This is a genomic window from Roseateles hydrophilus (genome assembly GCF_026712245.1).
Classification (GTDB): domain Bacteria; phylum Pseudomonadota; class Gammaproteobacteria; order Burkholderiales; family Burkholderiaceae_C; genus Pelomonas; species Pelomonas hydrophilus.
Window position 1 is genome coordinate 1,534,775 of record NZ_JAPPUY010000001.1, and the last position, 23,078, is coordinate 1,557,852.

20 protein-coding genes and 1 pseudogene are annotated in these 23,078 nt (G+C 70.5%); 9 read left to right on the top strand and 12 right to left on the bottom strand.

The window, feature by feature from the left end; all coding sequences use genetic code 11:
• The first annotated feature begins 114 nt into the window (after positions 1 to 114).
• The 4 genes from NYO99_RS06735 to NYO99_RS06750 all read left to right on the top strand — a co-directional run bounded on the left by NYO99_RS06735 (position 115) and on the right by NYO99_RS06750 (position 4,428).
• Entirely contained in the window at positions 115 to 741 is a 627-nt protein-coding gene (locus NYO99_RS06735; RefSeq protein ID WP_268166329.1) for a hypothetical protein, read from the top strand.
• 72 nt (positions 742 to 813) lie between these two features.
• A complete protein-coding gene (locus NYO99_RS06740) occupies positions 814 to 2,523 on the top strand; it encodes a type I secretion system permease/ATPase (protein WP_268166330.1) in 1,710 nt (569 codons plus the stop codon).
• Positions 2,516 to 3,880: an HlyD family type I secretion periplasmic adaptor subunit gene (locus NYO99_RS06745; protein ID WP_268166332.1), complete on the top strand. Its 1,365-nt coding sequence runs from the start codon at positions 2,516 to 2,518 to the stop codon at positions 3,878 to 3,880. Before NYO99_RS06740 ends, NYO99_RS06745 begins: the two co-directional genes overlap by 8 nt.
• Positions 3,881 to 3,921: 41 nt before the next feature.
• Entirely contained in the window at positions 3,922 to 4,428 is a 507-nt protein-coding gene (locus NYO99_RS06750; protein WP_268166333.1) for a DUF4124 domain-containing protein, read from the top strand.
• A 1-nt stretch (position 4,429) separates the two neighbouring features.
• Here the strand turns inward: NYO99_RS06750 and NYO99_RS06755 are convergent, their stop codons facing one another.
• Both NYO99_RS06755 and NYO99_RS06760 read right to left on the bottom strand, forming a co-directional pair.
• On the bottom strand, positions 4,430 to 4,738 hold the full coding sequence (locus tag NYO99_RS06755; RefSeq protein WP_268166334.1) for an RnfH family protein: 309 nt from the start codon (positions 4,736 to 4,738) through the stop codon (positions 4,430 to 4,432).
• Positions 4,728 to 5,186, bottom strand: a complete 459-nt coding sequence (locus NYO99_RS06760) for a type II toxin-antitoxin system RatA family toxin (RefSeq protein WP_268166335.1) — start codon at positions 5,184 to 5,186, stop codon at positions 4,728 to 4,730. Before NYO99_RS06760 ends, NYO99_RS06755 begins: the two co-directional genes overlap by 11 nt.
• 47 nt (positions 5,187 to 5,233) lie before the next feature.
• Between NYO99_RS06760 and smpB the strand changes: the two genes are divergently transcribed.
• Entirely contained in the window at positions 5,234 to 5,683 is a 450-nt protein-coding gene (gene smpB, locus NYO99_RS06765) for an SsrA-binding protein SmpB (RefSeq protein ID WP_268166336.1), read from the top strand.
• A gap of 3 nt (positions 5,684 to 5,686) precedes the next feature.
• Here smpB and NYO99_RS06770 read toward each other — a convergent pair whose 3' ends face one another.
• Genes NYO99_RS06770 through phaR form a run of 3 tightly spaced genes read right to left on the bottom strand, consistent with a single transcriptional unit; the run spans position 5,687 to position 8,821 of the window.
• Complete coding sequence (locus NYO99_RS06770) at positions 5,687 to 6,871, bottom strand: PLP-dependent transferase (protein ID WP_268166337.1); 1,185 nt, start codon at positions 6,869 to 6,871, stop codon at positions 5,687 to 5,689.
• Positions 6,868 to 8,250 carry a 30S ribosomal protein S12 methylthiotransferase RimO gene (gene rimO, locus NYO99_RS06775; RefSeq protein WP_268166338.1) on the bottom strand — a complete coding sequence of 461 codons (1,383 nt, stop codon included), beginning with the start codon at positions 8,248 to 8,250 and terminating at the stop codon, positions 6,868 to 6,870. Before rimO ends, NYO99_RS06770 begins: the two co-directional genes overlap by 4 nt.
• 40 nt (positions 8,251 to 8,290) lie before the next feature.
• The gene (gene phaR, locus NYO99_RS06780) at positions 8,291 to 8,821 is read right to left on the bottom strand and encodes a polyhydroxyalkanoate synthesis repressor PhaR (protein WP_268166339.1); all 531 of its coding nucleotides are present in this window, start codon (positions 8,819 to 8,821) and stop codon (positions 8,291 to 8,293) included.
• A gap of 248 nt (positions 8,822 to 9,069) precedes the next feature.
• On the opposite strand from phaR, the gene NYO99_RS06785 reads away from it, so the two are divergent.
• Positions 9,070 to 11,043, top strand: a complete 1,974-nt coding sequence (locus tag NYO99_RS06785; protein ID WP_268166340.1) for a sialate O-acetylesterase — start codon at positions 9,070 to 9,072, stop codon at positions 11,041 to 11,043.
• Positions 11,044 to 11,209: 166 nt separating this feature from the next.
• Here the strand turns inward: NYO99_RS06785 and NYO99_RS06790 are convergent, their stop codons facing one another.
• From NYO99_RS06790 to galB, 4 genes are all read right to left on the bottom strand, one after another.
• The gene (locus tag NYO99_RS06790; RefSeq protein ID WP_268166341.1) at positions 11,210 to 11,611 is read right to left on the bottom strand and encodes a RebB family R body protein; all 402 of its coding nucleotides are present in this window, start codon (positions 11,609 to 11,611) and stop codon (positions 11,210 to 11,212) included.
• Positions 11,608 to 11,847 carry a RebB family R body protein gene (locus NYO99_RS06795; protein WP_268166342.1) on the bottom strand — a complete coding sequence of 80 codons (240 nt, stop codon included), beginning with the start codon at positions 11,845 to 11,847 and terminating at the stop codon, positions 11,608 to 11,610. Before NYO99_RS06795 ends, NYO99_RS06790 begins: the two co-directional genes overlap by 4 nt.
• A 3-nt stretch (positions 11,848 to 11,850) precedes the next feature.
• A complete protein-coding gene (locus NYO99_RS06800) occupies positions 11,851 to 12,090 on the bottom strand; it encodes a RebB family R body protein (RefSeq protein WP_268166343.1) in 240 nt (79 codons plus the stop codon).
• A gap of 411 nt (positions 12,091 to 12,501) precedes the next feature.
• Complete coding sequence (gene galB / locus NYO99_RS06805; RefSeq protein ID WP_268166344.1) at positions 12,502 to 15,219, bottom strand: beta-galactosidase GalB; 2,718 nt, start codon at positions 15,217 to 15,219, stop codon at positions 12,502 to 12,504.
• A 134-nt stretch (positions 15,220 to 15,353) separates the two neighbouring features.
• On the opposite strand from galB, the gene NYO99_RS06810 reads away from it, so the two are divergent.
• The 3 genes from NYO99_RS06810 to NYO99_RS06820 are packed head-to-tail and all read left to right on the top strand — an operon-like array spanning position 15,354 to position 18,553.
• Complete coding sequence (locus NYO99_RS06810) at positions 15,354 to 16,415, top strand: LacI family DNA-binding transcriptional regulator (RefSeq protein WP_268166345.1); 1,062 nt, start codon at positions 15,354 to 15,356, stop codon at positions 16,413 to 16,415.
• Positions 16,412 to 17,995, top strand: a complete 1,584-nt coding sequence (locus NYO99_RS06815; RefSeq protein ID WP_268166346.1) for a glycoside hydrolase family 43 protein — start codon at positions 16,412 to 16,414, stop codon at positions 17,993 to 17,995. The genes NYO99_RS06810 and NYO99_RS06815 overlap by 4 nt, the downstream gene beginning before the upstream one ends.
• Positions 17,996 to 18,028: 33 nt before the next feature.
• Positions 18,029 to 18,553: a hypothetical protein gene (locus tag NYO99_RS06820; protein WP_268166348.1), complete on the top strand. Its 525-nt coding sequence runs from the start codon at positions 18,029 to 18,031 to the stop codon at positions 18,551 to 18,553.
• 216 nt (positions 18,554 to 18,769) lie between these two features.
• On the opposite strand, the pseudogene NYO99_RS06825 reads toward NYO99_RS06820, so the two are convergent.
• The 3 genes and pseudogenes from NYO99_RS06825 to NYO99_RS06835 form a co-directional block, all read right to left on the bottom strand.
• Positions 18,770 to 19,375, bottom strand: a pseudogene (locus tag NYO99_RS06825) (family 43 glycosylhydrolase); the annotation flags it as partial.
• Positions 19,314 to 19,520 carry a glycoside hydrolase family protein gene (locus NYO99_RS06830; RefSeq protein WP_268166349.1) on the bottom strand — a complete coding sequence of 69 codons (207 nt, stop codon included), beginning with the start codon at positions 19,518 to 19,520 and terminating at the stop codon, positions 19,314 to 19,316. The pseudogene NYO99_RS06825 and the gene NYO99_RS06830, both read right to left, overlap by 62 nt.
• A gap of 226 nt (positions 19,521 to 19,746) precedes the next feature.
• Positions 19,747 to 22,908, bottom strand: a complete 3,162-nt coding sequence (locus tag NYO99_RS06835; protein ID WP_268166350.1) for a TonB-dependent receptor — start codon at positions 22,906 to 22,908, stop codon at positions 19,747 to 19,749.
• Positions 22,909 to 23,078 lie beyond the last annotated feature (170 nt).

Consider the following 23,078-nt stretch of genomic DNA (forward strand, 5'->3'; position numbering starts at 1 on the left):
ATGAACCGACCCGTGATCCAGGGGTATGCCACACCCCCAGCGCCGCCTACAGTCGTGCGCGTGCACACGGGCAGCAGGAGGCTGCCCAGCCCTTTCCCCAAGGAGCCCACAACCATGAAAAGTGCCCTTCGTTCCATCGCCGTTGCCTGTGGCGCCGCGCTCAGCCTGGCAGCCCAAGCAGCCACCGTCGTCGTTGGCGAGCGCTCGCCGGACACCACCGTCCTGGCCGGCGTGCAATCGCAGGACCAGGTGAGCGGCACGCCGGCATCGCTGACCGGGCTGGGCGCGGGTTTTGCGGGCTACCGACTGGAGCTCATCCAGTGGTGGGGCTATGACCTTGCGGACGCCGGCAACGACGCCGCGCCGTTCGCCGTCACCTTCAACAGCAGCACGGTCACGGGCAGCCTGTCCCGCACCGGCGCCGGGGCACTGGCTGACACGCCCAACGGCCAACCGGGCACGCGTCTGTTCCTCTACACGCTGGACCTCGACGACGGCTTGAACGTGCAACTGACCGGCAGCAACAGCCTGGCCCTCTGGAACACCAGCCTGGACAGCGATTGGTACTGGCAGACCTCGGGCAGCGGCGATGAGGGCGACATGGCCTACCGCCTGACGGCCTCGCGCCCTGACACCAACGAGCTACCCGAGCCCGCCTCGCTGGCCCTGGTGGCTTGCGCCGGTGTCGGCCTGCTGGCCGGCACGCGCCGCCGCAAGCCCGCCCAAGGCTCAGCGCACTGAACGCGCGCTGGCGCACGCCGAACGCCCCGCCCTGCCGGGGCGTTGTTTTTGCTCTCGAACCAGGACTGCCGGATGAACCTGCTCGGCCAACGCCTGCCCCTCGTCACGCCGCTGGGCCGCGCCATGGCGGCCGTGCGCAGCACGCTGGGCTGGGTGGCGTTTTTCAGCTTCTTCGTCAACCTGCTGGCGTTGACCTCGTCGATCTACATGATGCAGGTCTACGACCGCGTGCTGGCCTCGCACAGCCTGCCCACGCTGCTGGGACTGACGCTGTTCGCGCTGGCCTGCCTGCTGACGCTGGCGGGGCTGGAGGTGGTGCGCTCGCGGCTGCTGGTGCGCCTGGGCGCACGGCTGGATGCACAGCTCTCCGGCCTGCTGTTCGAGAAGACGCTGGCCGCCGGCCGCAACAGCCAGGCGCTGCGCGACCTGGACCAGCTGCGCGGCTTCGTCACCGGCAGCACCATGCTGTCGCTGCTGGACGCGCCGTGGATGCCCATCTACATCGGCCTGGTCTACCTGCTGCACCCGTGGCTGGGCCATGTGGCGCTGCTGGGTGGCGTGGTGCTGTTCCTGCTGGGCCTGTGGAACGAGCGCGCCACGCGCGCCGCGCTGGCAGAGGCGGGCGCCGAGATGGCAGCCGGCGCGCGCTTCGCCGAGATCTCGGCCCGCAACACCGACGTGATCCGCGCCATGGGCATGCTGCCCGGCCTTGCGCGGCTGTGGCGCCAGCGCCATGACTACGGCATCGGCCTGCAAGGCCTGGCCAGCGACAAGGCCGCTCTGGTGGCAGCCTGGGCCAAGTCGGTGCGGCTGCTGCTGCAGATCGCCGTGCTGGGCGTGGGCGCGTGGCTGGTCATCCGCGCCGAGTGCACGGCGGGCGTGATGATCGCCGCCAGCATCATCATGGGCCGGGGCCTCGCGCCGCTGGAGCAGGCCATCGGCGGCTGGCGCGGCTTCCTGCAAGCGCGCGAGAGCTATGGCCGGCTGCGCCAGGAGATCGGCCAGGAGAAGCCGCAGGACGAGCCCATGCCGCTGCCGGCACCCAAGGGCCTGCTGGCCTTCGAGGGCGTGTCTGCCGCGCCGCCGCAGTCGCGCCGCCTGACGCTGCAAGGCATCGATTTCACGCTGCAGCCCGGCACCTGCCTGGGCATCACCGGCCCCAGCGCAGCGGGCAAGAGCACGCTGGTGCGGCTGGCCGTGGGCGTGTGGGCGCCGGCCGCCGGCGCCGTGCGTCTGGACGGCGCCCGCATCGACGAGTCCCCGCGCGAGCATGTCGGCCCCCACATCGGCTACCTGCCGCAGGACATCGAGCTCTTCCCCGGCTCGGTGGCAGCCAACATCGCACGCTTCGGCGAGGTGGATGCCGAGCGTGTCGTCGAGGCCGCGCAACTGGCGGGCGCACACGCCATGATCCTGGCGCTGCCCGAGGGCTACGACACCGTCATCGGCCCCGCTGGCGCCAACCTGTCCGGCGGCCAGCGCCAGCGCATCGGCCTGGCGCGTGCCTTCTACGGCAACCCGCCGCTGATCGTGCTGGACGAGCCCACCAGCAACCTCGACGCCGAAGGCGAGGCCGCCGTGCGCCAGGGCATCGACGAGATGAAGCGCCGCCAGCGCACCGTGCTGGTGGTAGCCCACCGCCCGGCGCTGCTGGGCGGCACCGACCAGATGCTGGTACTGGTAGGCGGCCAGATCGTGAAGTTCGGTGCCACGCAGGAACTGATGCCGCAGATCACCCGCAAGAGCGCCCTGGCGCCCGGAGAGGAGGCCGCCCGTGCCTGAAGCCGCAACCGCCGCCGCCGCACTGCGCGAGCAGGCAATCGCCGCCATGGTGGTGGGCGAGGACAAGGCCGCCGCCGAGACGCGCCGCTGGGTGCGCCTGGGCCTGCTGCTGCTGGCCAGCACGCTGGGCGTGGCGCTGGTGTGGTCGGCCAGCGTGCCGCTGGCGTCGGCTGTGGTGGGCTCCGGCATGCTCAAGGTGGACTCCAGCCGCAAGCGCCTGCAGCATGCCGAGGGCGGCATCGTGAAGGAGATCCTGGTGCGCGACGGCGCCCGCGTGACGGCCGGCCAGGTGCTGGTGCGCCTGGACGAGACGCGGGCCGCCGCCGGCCACGGCGTGGTCACCGGCGGGCGCGACGTGGCGCTGGCCTCGCTGGCGCGGCTGGTGGCCGAACGCGACGACAAGGCCGTCATCGCCTGGCCGCCGGAGCTCGAAGCACGCGCTGGCGACCAGCAGGTGGCCGAAATCCTGCGCGCGCAGCGCAGCATCTTCGAGTCGCGCCGCAGCAGCCGGCTGGGCGAGCTGTCCATCCTGGACCAGCAGATCGCCGCGCTGCGCTCCGAGATCACCGGCTACGACAGCCAGCGCCGCAGCAAGGAAGAGCAGCTGGACAGCCTCAAGCGCGACCTCGAAGGCCTGCTGGACCTGGACAAGACCGGCATGGTCGAGAAAACCCGGCTGCGCGCCACCGAGCGCGACATCGCGCGCCTGGTGGGCGAACGCGACGAGCTCGTCTCGCGCGCCGCCACCACGCGCACCAGCATCAGCGAAAAGGAGCTGAAGAAGTTCCAGGTGCGCAAGGCCTTCCAGGAGGACGTGGCCGCCGAGCTGAAGAAGGTGCAGGCCGAGAACTTCGAGCTCATCGAGCGCGAGAGCGCCACCCGCCGCACGCTGGAGCTGACCGAGGTGCGCGCGCCGGTGGACGGTGTCGTGACCGACCTGCGCATCCACACGCCCGGCGGCAGCATCGCGCCCGGCGAGCTGCTGATGGAGCTGGTGCCCAGCGACGACAAGCTCGTCGTCGAGGTCAAGGTGCCGCCGTTCGAGATCGACCGCGTGCGCGCCGGGCAGCTGGCCGGCGTGAAGCTGCATGCCTTCAACTCGCGCTCACTGCCGGAGCTGGACGGCAGCGTCACCTACGTCTCGGCCGACGCCGCGACCGACCCGCGCACCGAACAGTCCTGGTTCATCGCCAAGGTGGACATCCCGGCCAGCGAACTCGGCAAGCTGGGCGAAGGCAACCGGCTACAGCCGGGCATGCTGGCCGACGTCTACATCCGCACCGGCGAACGCACCTTCCTGGGCTACCTGCTGGAGCCGCTGACCGACAGCTTCCGCAAGGCCTGGCTGGAGCGCTGACCGCGGCCGGCCCTCCAGTTGCCCGCCGCTAAACTGCCCCCATGCACCACAAGCTCCTCTTCGCCGCCCTCATTGCGATCGGCCTGGCCGCGCCGGCCCAGGCCCAGTGGAAGTGGCGCGACGCCCAGGGCAAGGTGCAGTACAGCGACCGCCCGCCACCCAGCGGCACGCCGGACAAGGATGTGCTGCAGCGCCCGGCCAACGCCCAACGCACGGTCACCGTGGTGCCGGTCGGTCAGGCGGCCGCTGCGGCCGCGTCGGCGCCTCGCCCGGCAGCCAGCACGCCCACCAAAGCCGAGCAGGACGCAGCCGCGCGCGACAAGCAGGCGCAGGATCGCGAGGCCGCCAAGCAGAAGGAAGCCGAACGCCAGCAGGCCGAGTTGCGCCGCCAGAACTGCGCCCGCGCCCAGGCCAACCTGCGTGAACTGCAGAGCGGCACCCGCATCACCCGCACCAACGAACAGGGCGAGCGTGTGTTCATGGATGACGCGCAGCGCCAGGCCGAGGTCGAGCGGGCGCGCGGCCTGATCACCAGCGAGTGCCGCTGAGTCAGGTGCTGCTGCCAGCCTTGGGTCGGTGGCGGGACACGATGCGCTCGCCGCGATTGGCGTAGCGCTGGCGGCGGGCTTCCTTCGGGTCCACCGTCAGTGGGCGATACACCTCGATGCGGTCCCGCTCGCGCAACAGCGTGTCCAGCGGTCGCAGCCGGCCCCAGATGCCCACGCGCAGCTCACCGGGCGGTGGACTGAAGTCGGCGCAGCCGCGCAGCAGCGCGTCGATGGTGGTGCCCTCCTCCACCTCCAGCCAGCGGTGCTGCACATCGCCGGCCTGCGGGCTCCAGACCAGCTCAACGCGCACCGTACTGCACCTCGGCGCGCTGCACGAAGCTGTCGACGAAGGTGTTGGCGATGCGGTCGAACACCGGGCTGACCACGGCCTCCAGCGCGCCGCTGCTGAACGCATAGCTCAGTTCGAACACCACCTTGCAGGCGCTGGGCTCGCCGGTCGTGCCGGGCTTGTTCAGCGGCAGGAACTGCCACACGCCGTCCAGATGCGAGAACGGGCCGTCCACCAGCTCCATGCGCACGGTGCTGCCGGGCTCGTTGCGGTTGCGGGTGGTGAACGCATGCCGCACGCCGGCATAGGCCAGGTGCAGGCGCGCGGTGACGGCATCGCCCTCCTGGGCCAGCACATCGACCTTGTTGCACCACGGCAGGAACTCGGGATAGCGCTCCACGCTGGTGACCAGCTCGTACATCTCCTGCGGCGTGTACCAGAGCAGAACGGACTTTTTGACCTGCTTCATAGAATGACGAGATTGTAAGAAGGCCGCCAGGCCCCATCTCCCTACCCATGTCCATTGCCGAGAACCGCCGCGCCCGTTACGACTACCACATCGAAGAGCAATTCGAGGCCGGCGTGGTGCTGTCGGGCTGGGAGATCAAGGCCATCCGTGCTGGCCAGGTGCAGCTGACCGACGGCTACGTGATGATCAGGTACGGCGAGCTGTACCTGATCGGCTGCCGCATCAATGCGCTGCGCAGCGCCTCCACCCACGTCACCCCCGAGGCCGACCGCACCAAGAAGCTCTTGATGCACAAGGCCGAGATCAAGCGGCTGGTGGGCAAGGTGGAGCAGCGCGGCTTCACGCTGGTGCCGCTGAACCTGCACTACAAGGGCGGCCGCGTGAAGGCCGACATCGCGCTGGCCAAGGGCAAGGACAAGTCCGACAAGCGCGACACCATCAAGGAACGAGAAGGCAAGCGCGAGGTCGAGCGCGCCATGAAAGAGCGCTCGCGCTGACGCTCAGGCGAACACGGCCAGCGCCTGCTCAATGTCGGCCTGCAAGTCGACGCCGTCTTCCAGCCCGATCGCGAAGCGCACCAGCGTGCGGCCCTCGAAGGGCAGCGGCAGGTTGCGGCTGCGGCTCATGTCGTAGGGCACGGCCAGGCTCATCGGGCCAGCCCACGAGTAACCGATGCCGAACAGCTGCAGCGCATCGACAAAGGCATCCACCTGCCGGGCGCTGTAGCCCGGCTGGAACACCACCGAGAACAGCGCCGCCGCGCCCGCACCGCCGACCGCCAGCCAGTGCTCGTGGCCCGGCGACCCGGGCAGCGCCGGGTGGAACACCTGCGCCACGTCGGGCCGGCCTGCCATCCAGTGCGCCAGCTGGCGCGTCACGCGGTCCTGCGCCTCGTAGCGCAGCTGCAGTGTCGGCAGGCCGCGCAGCACGGCCTCCACATCGTTCTGGCCCAGGCCGTAGCCCAGGTGCTCGTGTGCGTGGTTGAGCCGATCATGCAGCGCACGGTCGCGCGTGCAGACGGAGCCCATCAGCACGTCGGCGCCGCCGCTCGGGTATTTGGTCAGCGCCTGCACGACGATGTCGGCGCCCAGCCCCGGGTGGGTCGTCGGTGCCGGCTCGAAGCCGTTGAAGGCCAGGCCCGCGCCCCAGGTGTTGTCCAGCGCCGTGGTCACGCCGCGCGCGCGGCAGGCGGCCAACGTGCCGAGCAGGTCGGGGAACTCCAGCGTGATGGAGCCAGCCGCTTCCAGCCACACCAGCTTGGTGTTGTCGCGCAGCTCCGGCACCGTCAGCGGGTCGTAGAAGCGGTGCGTGACGCCCCACTGCGGCAGCCACGATTCGGTCAGGTAGCGGTTCTGGCCGTAGACGTTGTCCGGCACCAGCACCTCGTCGCCCGGCCGCAGCATGGCCAGTGAGGGCAGCGTCACGGCCGCCAGGCCGCTGGGCACCAGCAGGCAGTGCTCGGCATGCTCCAGCGTGGCCAGCCGCGCGGCCAGCGTGTAGCTGGTGGGCGTGCCGTGCAGGCCGTAGCGGTAGCTCAGGCCGTCACGGGGCCGGGGCGTGTGCAGGTCGGCCGTGTTCTTGAACAGCACGGTGGACGCCTTGGCCACGGGCACCGGCACCGCGTCCCAGCCTTCGGGGGCGCGGTAGGGGTGATGGATCAGCGTCGTGGCCGGGCTGCGCTTCAAACGAGGCTCCCCACCAGGTCGTGCCCGTCGGCAGCGACGATGCGCACGCGGGCGAAGTCACCCACCTTCATGGTCTTGCTGGCCTTCTCCGGCGGCAGGATCTTCACGGTGCCATCGATCTCGGGGGCGTCAGCGTAGGTGCGGCCCACGCCGCCCTTGCGGCCCAGCGCTGGGGCGCTGTCCACCAGCACCTGCATGGTCTGGCCGACGCGGGCCTGCAGCTTGGCGGCCGACACCTGTTCAGCCACGGCCATGAAGCGCGCGCGGCGCTCCTCGCGCACCTCGTCGGGCAGCGCGCCGGGGATGTCGTTGGCGCTGGCACCTTCCACCGGCGAGTAGGCGAAGCAGCCGGCGCGGTCAATCTTGGCTTCCTGCATGAAGTCCAGCAGGTACTGGAATTCCTCTTCCGTCTCACCGGGGAAGCCGGCGATGAAGGTGGAGCGGATCACCAGCTCCGGGCAGGCCTCGCGCCAGCGCAGGATGCGCTCCATGTTCTTCTCGCCGTTGGCGGGGCGCTTCATGCGCTTGAGCACATCCGGGTGGGCGTGCTGGAACGGCACGTCGAGATACGGCAGCACCAGCCCTTCGGCCATCAGCGGCAGCACCTCGTCCACATGCGGGTACGGGTAGACGTAGTGCAGACGCACCCAGGCGCCGTACGGCTTGGCAAGTTCACCGAGCTGCGCGACGAGGTCGAGCATCTTGGTCTTGACCGGCTTGCCATCCCAGAAGCCGGTGCGGTACTTCACGTCCACGCCGTAGGCCGAGGTGTCCTGGCTGATGACCAGCAGCTCCTTCACGCCGCTCTCGAACAGCGCGCGGGCCTCGTTCAGCACGTCGCCGATGGGGCGCGACACCAGATCGCCGCGCATGCTGGGGATGATGCAGAACGAGCAGCGGTGGTTGCAGCCCTCGCTGATCTTCAGATACGCGTAGTGCTTGGGCGTGAGCTTCACGCCAAAGGCCGGCACCAGGTCGACGAAGGGGTCGTGCGGCTTGGGCACATGCGTGTGCACCGCGTCCATCACCTCCTGCGTCGCATGCGGGCCGGTCACGGCCAGCACGCTGGGGTGGATTTCGCGCACCAGGCTGCCGGCGTCGCTGCTGCTCGCACCGGCCTTGGCGCCCAGGCAGCCGGTCACGATGACCTTGCCGTTCTCGGCCAGCGCCTCGCCGATGGTGTCCAGGCTTTCCTTGACGGCGTCGTCGATGAAGCCGCAGGTGTTGACGATCACCAGGTCGGCCCCGGCGAAGGTCTTGGAGGTCTCGTAGCCCTCGGCGCGGAGCTGGGTGAGGATCAGCTCGCTGTCGGTCAGCGCTTTCGGGCAGCCGAGCGAGACAAAGCCGATCTTCGGGACGGAGGTGGTCGTGTCGTTCATCGCCGTATTTTCGGCGATGTGGGCGCGCCGGCCTACGGGGCTACTTCTTGGGGCCGAACGGGAACATCGCGCCCGCGTTCTTGAGCTGTTCCTGCCACTGGTTCATCAGCGTCTTGGACTGCTCCGCGTAGCCGCCCATCAGGCCGGTCCAGGCGTCGGGGCTGAAGGGCGAACCCGGCGTCTGCTCGGTGAAGCGCTGCTGCATGTCGGTGAAGGCCTGCATCTGGCGCTCCAGCAGCCCGCCCATCACGCCCTGCATGGCCCCGCCGTAGAAACGGATGATCTGGGCCAGCGAGTTGGTGGAGAACATCGGCACGCCGCCGGTCTCCTCCTCCAGGATGATCTGCAGCAGGATGGCGCGGGTCAGGTCCTCGTGGGTTTTGGCGTCATGCACCTCGAAGGCGATGCCATCCAGCACCATGCGCTTCACATCAGCCAGCGTGATGTAGCTGCTGGTCTGCGTGTCGTAGAGCCGGCGGTTGGGGTACTTCTTGAGGATGCGCAGCCCGGCCTTGGTTTCGGGGGCGGCGGTGTCATCGGTACTTGCCGCTTTCTTGCGGGCAGTCGCCATGCGGGAGTCTCCTGTGCAGTGCAGCAAATTCTAGGCAGTCCCCGAGCGTTGCCCCGGACGGGTTTCCCTGGGTCTCGGGAAAGCCACAACCCACGCGGCTGAGTGACCCGATCCCCGAAGCCGCATCGCAAGGCCGCAAGTCGTCATCGCTCGGCCGCGAATCCACTAACGCCCCGGGCTGACGGCAACCCGCACAATGCCGCGCATCCGCGCCTGCGCCCCATTAAAGAACACCAGGAGACACCCCGATGACCCCGCCCACCTCGCCGCTGCGCCGGCTGCTGCTGCCCGCCCTGCTCACCCTGCTGGCCGGCACCGCCCAGGCCGAGGTGCGCCTGGCGCAGGTGTTCGGCGACCACATGGTGCTGCAGCGCGACCAGCCCATCCGCATCTGGGGCTGGGCCACGCCCGGCCGCACGCTGACCGTCAGCCTGGCCGACCGGCAGGCCAAGGCCCAGGCCGGCGCCGATGGCCGCTGGACCGCCCACTTGCCGGCGCTGCAGGCCGGCGGCCCGCACCAACTGCGCGTCAGCGGCGACGGCGAAGCCAGCCGCCGCGACCTGCTGATCGGCGACGTCTGGCTGCTGGGCGGCCAGTCCAACATGGAGTGGCCGCTCGCGGCCACCGACACCGGCGCGCAGGAGATCGCGTCGCCGCAGAACGCCCAGCTGCGCCAACTGCGTGTGCCGCTGCGCGCCAGCCTGCGGCCCGAAGCAGACATCGCGCCTGCGCGCTGGGTGGTGGCCGAGGCCGGCAAGGTGGCCGAGTTCAGCGCGGTGGGCTACCACTTCGCGCGCCAGATGCAGACCACGCTGGGCGTGCCCATCGGCCTGGTCAACACGGCCTGGGGCGGCTCGCACCTGGAGACCTGGATGCGCCGCGACGCCGTGCTCGCCGACGCCACGCTCGCCCCCTTCGTCAAGGACCTGCCTAGCGACAACGCCGGCTTCGCCCAGGCGCTGCGCCAGCGCCTGCAGGCCCGCGTGGCCAGCTGGCAGCCCGGCCTGCCCCTGGCCGCCGCCGACGCTGCAGGCTGGCATGCCGCCCGCGCGCTGGACGGCGCCTGGCCCCAGCTGCAGGCGCCCGGTGTGTGGGAAGGCCAGGGCCTGGCCGACCTGGACGGCATCGTCTGGCTGCGCCGGGCGGTCACGCTCAGCGCCGCCCAGGCCGGTGGTGCCGCCGAGTTGCATCTCGCCAAGGTGGACGACTGCGATGAGGTCTGGGTCAACGGCCAGAAGGTGGGCGGCCAGTGCGGCTACGACCAGCCGCGCCGCTACACCGTTCCCGCCGGCCTGCTGCGCGCCGGGGACAACTGGATCGCCGTGCGCGTGACCGACACCGGCGGCGGCGGCAGCATCCACGGCGACGCCGCCTCGCTGCGGCTGGACACCGCCGCCGGCCCCGTACCGCTGGCCGGCGCCTGGCGCGCCCGTGTGGAGCAGGTCAGCGTGGCCAACGGCCCCACCGCCAACGACGCGCCCACGCTCGCGCACAACGGCCTCATCGCACCGCTGCAAGGCCTGGCCTTTCGCGGCGTGCTTTGGTACCAGGGCGAGAGCAACACGGGCCGCGCGGCCGCCTACGCAGGCGGCTTTCAGGCGCTGATCCAGGACTGGCGCCGCCAGTTCGGCCAGCCGCAGCTGCCCTTCTACTTCGTGCAGCTCGCGTCCTTCCTGCCGCTGCAGAACAACCGCCCCGGCCACGGCGGCTGGGCCGAGCTGCGTGACGCCCAGGCCCAGGCGCTCAAGCTACCGAACACCGGCATGGCGGTCGCCATCGACGTGGGCGACGCCAACGACATCCACCCCCGCAACAAGCGCACGCTGGGCCAACGCCTGGCCGGCCTGGCGCTGCACGACCTGGGCCTGCGCACCGCGCCCGCCACCGGCCCCGTGCTGGCCGGCAGCGAGGTGCGCGGCGCCGAGCTGTGGCTGCGCTTCAAGCACACCGGCGGCGGCCTGCGCCCGGCGCTGGCCGGCGAGGCGCTGCGCGGCTTCGTGCTGGCAGGCGCCGACCGCAAGTTCGTGCCCGCGACGGCCCGCATCGAGGGCGACGCCGTCGTCCTCAGCAACCCGGCCGTGGCTGCACCGGTGGCGGCCCGCTACGCGTGGATGGACAACCCGAGCGAGTCCAACCTCGTCGGCGGCGACGGTCTGCCGGCGGCACCGGCGCGCAGCGATGACTGGGCGTTGGAGACGGCGGGGAAGAAGTACCCACAGTGAGCGCCCAGGTGCGACGTCCGGCCGTGGTGGGTTGCCCATGCGTATGCTGGCCGTTGCACCAGCGCCATGAACGGCTGCCGCGACAGCACCGCCCTTTCCTGAAGCCGATTGCCGGGCCTGTTGGACGAAGATGCCCCGCCGTTGCGCGCCGTCCCGACGCGCCTCTTCAAGCGGTGGAAGTAGTCGGCTCAGCGGCAGCTTCCGGCACCGCCGCGAGGGTCTTCTCGATCTCGTCGCGCAAGCTCACCACCACGGCATGGAGTGCATTGATCTGCACGTCGATGCCGGGGTTCATCAGCGGTGATTCGGCCAGCTTCAGCACGGCCTCGGCCTGTTCCGTGCGACCGTCCAACAGGGCGGTGGCGGCAGCCGTGGTCATCGCGCAGCGCAGCGTGAAGCTGTGCTGCTGCTGCTGAACTGCGTTGTGCATGGCTAGGCTCAGCGCATGGGAGAGCGCCTGGTAGGCGGCGCCGGCGGCGAAAAGTTGCCGGCTGCCGCGCAGCAGGTCGTTGACCTGCTGGATCGCATCAACGACCTGATCGTTGGTGGCCGCAGCTTCCTCGGTCATGACTTCGATGCCGCAGCGCCCAGCAGGGTGGTGATGGCGCGTGTGGTGACCGCCTGTGCAAGGCTGGTGCCGAGCTGCTGCTGGCTGGAAGCGTTCTGCGCCGCCAGCGCGAGCGCCTCGGCCGTGGCCTGGTAGAGGGCACCCATCGATGCCGCCGCGGCGTCGCTCAGGACCTGGACATTGGCCTGCGTGACGGCGTCGGTGATCTGATCATTGACAGAGGTTGGGAAGGCCATGGATCACACCTTGTCGGCAGCGCCGCCCAGCAGCACCTGGACACAGCGGGTGGTCACCGCCTGGGCGATCTCATTGCCCTGCTGCTGCGCCGCAGTGGCATTGTGGGCAGCGTTTGCCAGGGCCTGTGCGGTGGCTTGGTAGAGATTGCCCATCGCCATGGCGGGCGCGTCGCCCAGCACCTTGACGTTGGATTGCGTCACGGCGTCCGTGATCTGGCTGTTGACTGCGGTTGGGAAGGCCATGTGATTCCTATCCTTCTTGAGGGACTAACACACGCTCGCCACTGGCTTTGCAGGCCAATCGTCAAGCCGATTGAGAGAGCTGTTGCACCACCTGGGCCACCGATGCATCGGCAGCGGCTACGGCGTTCTCGGCAGCTTCCATGGAGAGAACATGGGCAGGCGCCGCGGCGACGTCAGGCTCCGTGGTGGCTTCCGACGGGCTCGTGGCTGCGGCAGATCCTGCTGCGGGAGCCGATGGCTCTGCAGCGGCGTCGGGGGCTTCAGGGGTGTCCATGCGCTGCATCCTGCCCAGTCAGTTGGCGGCCTGCATCCTGCTGATTGATGATGCCGCGTTGTGAACTCGTTAGATAGGCATGAACAGAGCGAGCTCCGACGGACGCGTCACGCCGGAGCATCGAGTGCGCGGCGGCTCTACTTCGGCTGCGTGGTGATCGCGACCTCCGCCGGCGCCAGCCCGTCGGCCTCGGCGCGCACGAGCAGCCGGCCCGCCACGCCGGCACGCCCGCGGACGATGGCCAGCGCCTGGCCGCTGAACGCGCGACGGCTCAGCGACGGGAAGGCCTCGAAGCTGGTCGCATCGCCGTTGTCGGTGGCGACGATGTCGCCCGGGCCGTCCAGATGAAAGCGGATGCGCGCGTCGGCGCGCGGCACGGTGCGGCCTTGCGCGTCGGTGATGCGCAGCGTGACGAAGCTGAGATCGCTGCCGTCGGCGGCGATGGTGCCGCGGTCGGCCTGCAGCGCCAGACGCGTCGCGGCGCCGGCTGTGGCGACGCTGGCGGTGGCCCAAGGCTGGCCGGCCTTGTAGGCCTGCAGCGTCAGCGTGCCGGGCTCGTAGATCACGTCGTCCCAGCGCAACCGGTATTCGCCTGGGCCTTTCTTGCGCTTGCCCAGCGAGCGGCCGTTCAGAAACAGCTCGGCCTCGTCGCCGCTGGTGAAAGCGTGCACAGGCGTGACCTGTCCGACCCGCTCGGGCCAGGTCCAGTGCGGCAGCAGGTGGGCCATGGGCAGCTCGGGCCGCCAGCGCGACTGGTAGAGCCAGTAGCGATCCTTGGGGAAACCGGCGAGGTCGACGATGCCGGAGTAGGAGCTGCGCGCCGCGTAGTAGGGCGTGGGCTCGCCGAGGTAGTCAAAGCCGGTCCAGACGAACTCGCCGGCGACGAAGGGGTGGGCGTCCAGCGCCTTGAACACCTTGTCGGCGGACGAGCCGAAGTCCACCGCATACAGCTCGTAGCCGCTGACCTGCCGCGCGGCCGAGTCGCCGCCGCGGCCGTCGCGCGTGATGGAGCTCTGCGCGGGCGTGACAGGGAAGTGATAAACGCCGCGGCTGCTGAAGGCCGAAGCCGTCTCGCTGCTGAGAATGAGCTTGCCGGGGAAGGCTGCGCGGAAGTTGGGGTACTGCGGCGGCGTGCGGATGCGGTCGGTGCCGATGAACTCGGGGTCCTGGCGTATGCCCTCGCCCTGGTAGTTGAGGCTGATGACGTCCACCTCGGCGGGCAGCGGCATGTCGGCCTTGGCGAAGTTCATCGCCGTGGTGGTGGGGCGCGTCGGGTCTTCCTCGCGAGCGATGGCGTGCAGGCGGCGCGCCACGGCAGCACCTTCGGCGCCGGTGTACTGCTCGCCCACCTCGTTGCCGATGCTCCACATGACGATGGATGGGTGGTTGCGGTCGCGGCGCAGCATGGCGCGCAGGTCGGGCTCGTGCCAGTCCGGGAAGATGAGGTGGAAGTCCAGCGGCGTCTTCTTGCGCTCCCAGCTGTCGAAGATCTCGTCCACCACCAGCAGCCCCAGGCGGTCGCACAGGTCCAGGAACTCGGCCGCCGGCGGGTTGTGCGCCAGGCGGATGGCGTTGGCGCCCATGGCCTGCAGGATCTGCAGCTGCCGCTCGGCGGCGCGCAGGTTGAAGGCGGCGCCCAAGGCGCCCAGGTCGTGGTGCAGGTTGACGCCCTGCAGCTTCACCGGCTGGCCGTTGACGTGCAGGCCGGTGTTGGCATCGAAGCGCAGCGTGCGGATGCCGAATGGCGTTTCATGCCGGTCCACCTCGCCGGCCGACGCGAGCAGCCGCGTGACGGCCACGTAGCGGTGCGGCTGCTGCTGCGGCGCCGGCCCCCACAGCCGCGGCCGGGGAACGTGCAGCGTGGCGGTCAGCTCGCCGTGCCCGCTCGCTGGCACGGCCAGGCCCCGCTGGCGCACACGGGCGACGGCGCGGCCCTCGGGGCGGCCGTCGGCACCCAGGGCGTAGAGCTCGGTGAGCACGTCCACGGTGGCGGCGCGGGCGCCGTCGTTGTCGACCTGCACGCGCACCGCGACGGTGGCCCGCTCGGGCGACACCTGCGGCGTCGTCACCGTCGTGCCCCAGTGGGCCACATGCACCGGGGCGGTCTTGGTCAGCCAGACGCTGCGGTACAGCCCGGCGCCCGGGTACCAGCGGGCCGACTCGGGCGGGTTGTCCAGGCGGATGACGAGCTGGTTGGCCTCGCCAGGGCGGGCCCAGGGCGTCAGGTCCAGCCGGAAGGAGTTGTAGCCATAGGGCCAGCCGCCCACGAGGCGGCCGTTGAGCCAGACGGTCGCATGCGACATCGCGCCATCCACGTCCAGGAACAGCGAGCGGCCTCGGTCACTGGCCGGGATGTCCAGCGCGCGGCGGTACCAGACCGGCCCCCAGGTCTGCAGCCGGCCCATGCCGCCATAAGGGCCGGTCTCCAGGAAGGGCCCGGCGATGGCCCAGTCGTGCGGCAGCGTGACGGCCTGCCAGCCGCTGTCGTCAAAGCCCGGGCGCACGTAATCCACCTCGCTGCCGGGGTGGCCCTCGGGGCGGCGGTGGCGCTTCGCCGGGTCGCGGATGAAGGGGTTCGCACTGGGCAGGATCCAGGGCTTGAGCACACGGCCCGGCGCGCCGGCCATGGCCTTGACGGCTTCGTCGGGGCGCGCGTCGGCCACCTTGCCGTCGGCCGAGGCGGTCACCTCCGGCCGCAGGTCGTACATCAGCTGCGCCGTGGCGCCGGCCGGGTCGCCGCGCTGGAAGCGCCAGCCGGCGGCCAGCTCGATGCGCTCGCGTGCGAGGGCCGGCAGCACGACCATCAGGCTCAGGGCCAGACCGGCGGCGAGGCGCCGCCCGAGGGTGCGAAACATGGGAGTCTCCTGATCGTTGCCGGTATCGCTCTCAACGGCGTTCCGGTCTGTCCATCGCCTGGGAAAACACCAAACAGTGTGGTTTGGTCGACAAATATGATAGCGATACCAATGACGTCAGGACCACACTGCTCATGAAGTTGACCGAAGCCGGGATGCCGCCAGCGCCGCGCCCACGCCCGGTGCTGCGGGCGCGACTGGACGCCGTCGCTCGCGAGGCCGGCGTCAGCCTGGCCACGGTGGACCGGGCGCTGAACCGGCGCCCGGGCGTCAGCACGCGGACGCTGCAGCGCGTGCAGGCCGCGGCGTCGCTGCTGGCGATGCGCAGCGACGCAGCCACGGCGGCGCAGCCCCGCGAGCGCTGCTGGCTGCTGTGCTTTCTGCTGCCCACCGGGGCCGGCCCCTTCGTGGCGCAGGTGCGCGAGGCGCTGCAGGCGCTGGCACCCTGGTTGGCGGCGCAGCAGACGCGGGTCGATGTGCGCACGACCGACGCGGCCGCGCCGGCGGCTGCGGCGGCCGCCGTGCGCCGGCTGCGCGGGCAGTACGACGCGGTGGTGCTGATGCTGGCCGACGCGCCGGCCGTGCGTGACGCGGTCGCGCGCATGGCCGGCGACGGCACCTGCGTGATCACGCTGGCGTCCGACATCGCAGCAGCGGCCCGCCAGCACTTCGTCGGCATCGACCACCAGGCCGCCGGGCGCACCGCCGCTGCGCTGCTCAGCCGCAGCCTCGCGGGGCGTGCGGGCCAGATCGGCATCCTGCTGGGCTCGCCGGCGCTGCTGGGCCAGGCCCAGCGCCTGGCCGGGTTCCAGGAGCGCATGGCACCCGAGCAGGACAGGCTCGAACTGCTGGCACCGCGCGTGTCGGGCGGGCGGCCCGAGCTGGCGCGGGCGCTGCTGGCGCAGCTGCGCGCCGAGCAGCCGGCGCTGGTGGGGCTGTACAGCATCGAGGCTGGCGACGACGGGCTGCACGGGGCACTGCAGGGCAGCGGCCTGGCCTGGGTGTGCCACGAGCTGACGCCGCACACCCGCGCGGCACTGCAGGACGGCACTGCGAGCGCGGTCATCGGGCAATCGGCCGCGCAGCAGACGCAACTCGCCTGCCGCTGGGCGCTGGCCCGGCTGGCGCGCCAGGCGCCGCCCGCCGACGCCACGCCGCCGCGCATCGAGATCTACCTGAAGGACAACCTTCCATGATGTCCATGCGGCTCACCGGCATCGCCCGGTCGCTGATGGCTGCCGCCCTCGCAGCAGCTGTGCTGGCCGCTCCGCTCGCCAGCGCTTGGCAGGCCGACAACGGCGACGGCACCTACACCAACCCGCCGCTGAACGCCGATTACCCGGACCCCGACGTCATCCGCGTCGGCGAAGACTTCTACTTCGCCACCACCACCTTCGCGAACGCGCCGGGCCTGCGCATCCTGCACTCGCGCGACCTCGTCAACTGGACCATCGCCGGCCATGTGCTGCCGCGCCTGCCCGGCGGGCCGGCCTTCAACCTGGACGGCGGCAACGTCTACCGGCGCGGCGTGTACGCGCCCAGCCTGCGCTTCCACCAGGGCGAGTTCATCGTGGCGTTCACTGTGGTGGGCCAGCACACGCGACTGTGCCGCGCCGCGCAGGTGGCCGGCCCGTGGCGCTGCCACACGCTGGACCGCGCAGCCTTCGACCCGGCGCTGTTCTTCGACACCGACGGCCGCGCCTACATCGCCACCGCCATCGGCAGCGACGGCACCGTGACGCTGCTGTCGCTGAGCCCGGACCTCACCCGCGTGACCGAGGCGCGCCAGATCCACCACATCCCCGGCGCCGAGGGCTCCAAGCTGATCCGCCGTGGCGACTGGATCTACCTGTTCAACGCCGTGCCCCGCCGGCTGGCGATGACGATCTCGCGCGCCCGCGCGCTCACCGGCCCGTGGGAAACCATCCCGTCCATCAACAGCGCCGAGACCGGCGGCCACCAGGGCGCCATCGTGGACCTGGCGGACGGTCGCTGGTGGGGCTTCGTCATGCAGGACCGGCCGGCCATCGGCCGCGTCACCAACTTCAGCCCCATCTTCTGGCGCGACGACTGGCCCGTGTGGGGCACGCCCGAGGCGCCCGGCCGCGTGCCGGCCATCGCGCGCAAGCCGGTGCAGGGCCGGCCCCGCGCCGCGCCGGCCACGTCGGACAGCTTCGACGCGCCGCAGCTCGGCCTGCAATGGGCGTGGAACCACAACCCCGACGACACGCGCTGGTCGCTGACCGAGCGGCCGGGCTTCCTGCGCCTGAAAGCGACGACGGCGCGCAGCTTCTGGACCGCGCGCAACACGCTGACGCAGAAGGGCCAGGGCCCGTACAGCCGTGCCGACGCGCAGCTGGACCTGCGCGGCCTGGCCGCCGGCGACCGCTGCGGCCTGGGCACGCTGGGCAAGGTGAACGCCGGCATCGCCGCCGTGCGGGCGGCGGACGGCAGCCTCTCGCTGCAGCGCCACACCCTGATCGACCACGGCGACAGCCAGGACGCCACCGCCCTGCCCGGCCCGGCCGTGCCGCTGGCGGCCAGCCGCGTGACGCTGCGACTGGAGATGGACTTCAGGCGCGCACGCGGGCGGCTGTCCTGGCTGGACGGCTCGCAGGCGCAGCCACTGGGCGACGAATTCGAGCTGATCTACGACTGGCGCACCGGCACCTTCCAGGGCCCGCAGGTGGCGCTGTTCTGCTTCAACCCGAGCCGCGCGGGCGGCCACCTGGACGTGGACAGCGTGCAGTTCAGCGACCGGCCGCCGGCCGACTGAACGCGTTGGCCACGGGCCTCGCGGCGCGGCGTCGTGCAGTGCGAAGGCAACGTCGGCCGTGCAGCCCTGCTTGTCGTGGAAGCGCCGGCCGTCCAGGTAGGCTGCGCCCTCGGGATAGGCATCGCCACGGCTGGCGCGCAGATAGCAACTGAGCGCGCCACGCGGGCCGCGCAGTTCGAGCGCGTAGCGGCGGCCAGCTTTCAGCTGCACCGGCGGGCCACCCGCCAGCGTCAGCTCCAGCAGGCCGGCACCTTGCGGCTGGTAGGCGAGCGCGAGACCATCCCCGCCGCCCAGCAGCTCGGCGCCGCTGCCCAGGCTGTCGGCATCGGCCCGGGCAGGCCCCAGGTCCAGCAGCGCCAGCCGCAGCGGCGCGGTGGCGGATGTGCCCTGCCCGTCGCCCGCATACAGGCTGATGCGGCCCAGCGTGAAATCGGCGCCTGGCACGAAGGTCTGGGCCAGGCGGGCCGCCCCGCCATGACTATTGAACCCCCAGGGCTCGGGTGCCTGCTCGAAGGGCGAGCGCACCGAGGCCAGCCGGACCTCGCCGCGCCAGGCTGACGGGTAGCCGGTGATGAACTGGCCCTCCCGCAGCCGCGGGTCGCTGCGGCCGTGGTCCGGCACTGCCGGCCGGGCGGGCGGCGGGGTGGCCGGCCCGCTCACGCCAGCCTCGGTCTGCGCCACCGGCAGCAGCGTGCCGTCTTCCAGGTCGTGCAGGTACTCCAGCGCCACGGAGCGCCGCCCCAGGGCGCCGGTCTGGCCGTCCGGCAGCGTCAGCGCGGCGTTGTGATAAACGAGGTAGGAGTGCCCCCGGAAGTCGTCGATGAGTCCGGCGTGGATGGTGTAGCTGTTGCGCGCGGTGCCAGTGAGCTCACCGCGGTAGGTCCAGGGACCGCGCACGCTGGGCGCGGTGGCGTAGGACAGGTGCTCCCACAGGCCCTGGTGGGCCATGGACGCATAGGTCAGGTAGTACAGGCCGCGGCGCTTGGACAGCCAGGGCCCCTCGGTGTAGTTGGGCAGCGCGATCTTCTCGATGGGGCCGTCCAGCTCGGTCATGTTCGGCTTGAGCCGGGCGAGGTAGAGCGCCGGGTTGCCCCAGGCCATCCAGGCGCTGCCGTCGTCGTCGATGAAGACCGTGGGGTCGATGTCGTTCCAGCTGTTGGGGCTGGGCGTGGTGGCGTCGGTGACGAGGGCGCTGCCGCGTGCGTCCTTGAACGGGCCGGGCGGGTGGTCAGCCACGGCCACGCCGATGGCCTTGCCCGGGGCGCTGTCGTCATGCTGCACGGTGGCGTAGAGGTAGTAGCGGCCGCCGCGCTGCGACCTACGCAGCCCAGGCGTCTCGCACGGCCCAGCGGAAGTCGGTGGCCTGCATGACCGGGCCATGCGGCGTCCAGTGCTTCAGGTCGCGCGAGGAATAGGCCAGCCAGCGATGCATGGTGAACAACTCGCTGCCCTTGGCCTCGTCCTGGCCCACGTAGAGGTAGACGGTGTCGCCCACCACCAGCGGCGCCGGGTCGGCGGTGAACACGTCACGCAGCGCCGGGTTGCTGCCCGCGCGTGCGGCTGCGCGGCGCCCGCCGGGGCCGCCAGCAAAGCCCCGGCGACCACGAGGACACACAAGGAAAAACAGGCCTGGTTCCTGACATTCCCGGCCCGCATGCCACGAAAAAAAGCCGGCGTTGCAGCCGGCCCAAGCCCCACCGAGGGCACCAGAGGCCGGCGCCCCAGGCGCCGGCAAACTCGCGCAGCCCGCCTCAGAAGGCCACGCGCATGGACACGTTGTAGCTGGGGCCCGGCTTGTACTCGTCGAACGTGGCGCCCGGGAACTGCACCCACGTGCGGCTGATCGCGTCGGTGGCGTTCCAGACGCTGAGGTTCAGGCTGGTGTCGTACTTGAAGCCAAACGCCTGCTTGAAGTTGATGCCGGCTGATGCGTCGTACTGCGTGCGCGCCGTCGTCCACATGTAGGCACCCGGCGTGGACAGGCCCACGCTGGAACCGACGATGTGCTCGGCCTGGTGCTGGCGCGAGACGCGCAGGCTGTAGCCGTCGCGCTCGTAGTACAGCGTCAGGTTGTCGGTGCGCGGCGGCACACCGGCCACCGGCAGCGCGTTGGGCAGCGTGTCGGTCTGCTTGGTGTAGGTGTAGTTGGCCGTGAAGCCGAAGCCCTTGACCGGCAGGAAGTCCAGCGGCTGCTGCCAGGTCAGCTCTGCGCCGCGCACCTTCAGCTTGGCGCTGATGTTGAAGGGCTCGGTGATCTCGACGAGGTGGCGGTCACGCCCGCCGCTGGCCAGCACCGACTGGTTCTGCGCGTCGGTCAGGCCCACGGTGCCGTACAGCGCGTCCAGCTGCGCCAGCGTGTAGCTGACGATGCGGTTGGCGGGGCGGCCCGTCAGGTCCTTGCCGAAGGCACTCAGCGCCACATAGGCCTCGCGGCTCATGTAGTACTCCAGCGCCAGGTCGAAGTTGTTGGACTTGAACGGCGACAGTTTGGGGTTGGTCAGGTTGCCCTGGCGCGCGCCCTGGTCACCGATGGTCAGGCGCGTCTGGCGCAGGTCGGCCGGGTTGGCCCGCGTCATGGACTTGGAGCCCGAGGCCCGCGCGATCAGGCTGGGCGTGATGTTGTAGGCCAGCGAGAAAGACGGCAGCAGGTTGGTGTAGACCGTGGACTCGTAGTTCCAGACGGCGATGTTGTCGTACTGGCCGCCATTGCCGATGCCGGTGTTGCGCGGGTCGGCCTGGGCGACGACCTCGCCGATGGTCTGCTGCGTCTCGGTGAGGCGCAGGCCGGCGTTGTAGCGCAGCGTGCGGCCGAAGGGCTTCAGGATGCCGGTGGCCTCGGCGTAGGCGCCGTACACCTCTTCACGGATGTAGCCGCCGCTGCCGTTGTTGAAGCCGCGGCGGATGTTGTCGCGGAAGTAGGCGTAATCGGTGTCCTTGGCGAACTTGTCCCAGTTGACGGTGATGAAGCCCTGGCTGGACGCCATCGCGTACTCCGGCACCTTGGCGTTGGGCACAACCGAGCCGAGGTAGGCCAACGCCGGCGCGCCGGTGCTGGAGCCGCGGCCGAAGCCGGGATAGGCGGTGGCGGCATCGGCCATGACGCCAGTGGTGGTGCGGCCGTCGCAGCCCGGCTGGCGCAGCTGGGTGTTGGGCGCGAAGAAGCGGTAGTTCATGTTGCCGCCACAGGCGACGTTCATCCACGCGTCCGCCACGCCGTAGCTGCGGTAGCGGCGCTCGATGTCGTCATAGGCCACGCCGGCCTTGATGTTGAACATCTCGTCGCCGTACTTGGCGTTGGCACGGAAGCCGTTGGTGGTGTTGCGGCGGTCGTAGAGATCCATGCGCAGGCCCGACAGGCCCTGGCCAGCCTGGTACCAGCCGAAGTTGGCCGGGTCGTTGATGTTGAGGTTGCTGCTGTAGCGCGGCAGTTCGCCGACGCGGGAGTTGTCGTAGGTGATGACGGAGTTGGGCGAGCGCGTGGCGAGCAGCACCGTGGGCATGTCACGGTAGAAGTCGCTGTAGGTCACGTTGACATGGGCGTCGACCGTCAGGTCATCGCTCGGGCGCAGCTCGAAGCCGGGGTTGAAGCTCCAGAACTTCGTCTTCTCCTCCATGGGCCGGAACTCCAGCGACCAGAAGGTGTTGGCGAAGGTGGCCTTGGTCAGCACGCAGCCGGTGGTGCAGTCGCTGCGGTCGAACTCCATGCCGATGGGGATGGGCGTGTTCGCGCGGGTGCCGGCGTTCATCGCGTTGTAGACCATCTTGTTGGACTTCTCGGCGCCCATCATGTCCAGGTAGACGTCCCACTTCTCGTTGGGGCGCCACTGCAGGCTGACGATGCCGCTGGCGCGCTCGCGCTCGCCTTCGTAGCTGAGGTGGCGGCCCAGACGGCCCATCAGGCCGTTGTCGATCTGCTTGATGCTGGCGCCGGGGTTCAGCGCCAGCAGCATGTTGCGGTTGATCTGCGCGCCGGGCACGAGGATGGAGCGCGCATAGGCCGGCAGCGCATCCAGCGCCAGGCCCGAGGGCACCGTGTCGGGCGTGGACTGCGAGCCGCCGCCGGTGTTGTTGGGGTTGTCGCTGGCCAGCGCCTGGAAGGACTTGAGCTGGAAGTTGCGCATGTCCACCGTCTGGAAGCCGGTGGTCTTGTAGCTGGTGTTGCCCCAGGCCGCGCCGACCAGCACACCGAAGTCGCCCAGCGTGTTGTGACGCCAGGTGTTGCTGACCAGCGCCGAGCCGGTGTCGCTCCACTTGCCGACCTGGTCACGGTAGTTGCCGCTGACGGTGAACGCCGAGCGGAAACCCTGCTTGTCGAACGGGCGCACGCTGCGCATGTCCACGGTGCCGGCGATGCCGCCCTCCAGCACGCTGGCGCGCTGGCTCTTGTAGACCGTCGCGCTGCGGAACAGCTCCGACGGCAGGAAATCCATGTCCACCTCGCGGTTGGCGCTGATGGTGCCGCCCCAGTGGCCGGCCGAGGCCGACGCCATGGGCGCGCCGTTCAGCAGCACGCGCGTGAAGTTGGCGCCCATGCCGCGGATGGAGATGTTCAGGCCCTCGCCGTCGATGGTGGCGCGGTTCACGCGCACACCGGGCACACGGGATAACGAGTCGGCGATGCTGGAATCCGGGAACTTGCCGATGTCCTCGGCGAACACCGTCTCGCTCAGGCCGATGTCGTCGCGCTTCTCGCGCGCGGCATTGGCCAGCGAGCTGCGATAGCCGGTCACCGTCACGGTGTCCAGCGTGCTGGTCTTGGCGGCTGCCGGCTTGGGTGCGGAGGCCGCGGCGGCCGGGGGCTGCACACCTTGCGCATAGGCAATGGCAATCATGCCGGCCAGCGTGGTGGTTGCGAAAACATCGCGCGCCGCGCGCAGGCGCCGCTGACCGACACCCATGAGGGACTGGTTCACTCTTGTCTCCTGGTTGGCCCCGTGTCGGGGTCTCTGCTTGACTGGGTGCAGCCGGACGGCCACGCCGTGATTGCTGGTAGACCAACACAACATTGGTATCGCAATCATTTCAGTCTAGTCTTGTCCGTTGTCCGATGTCCTATCGTTTACCCGGCGACCACCGTCCGGAC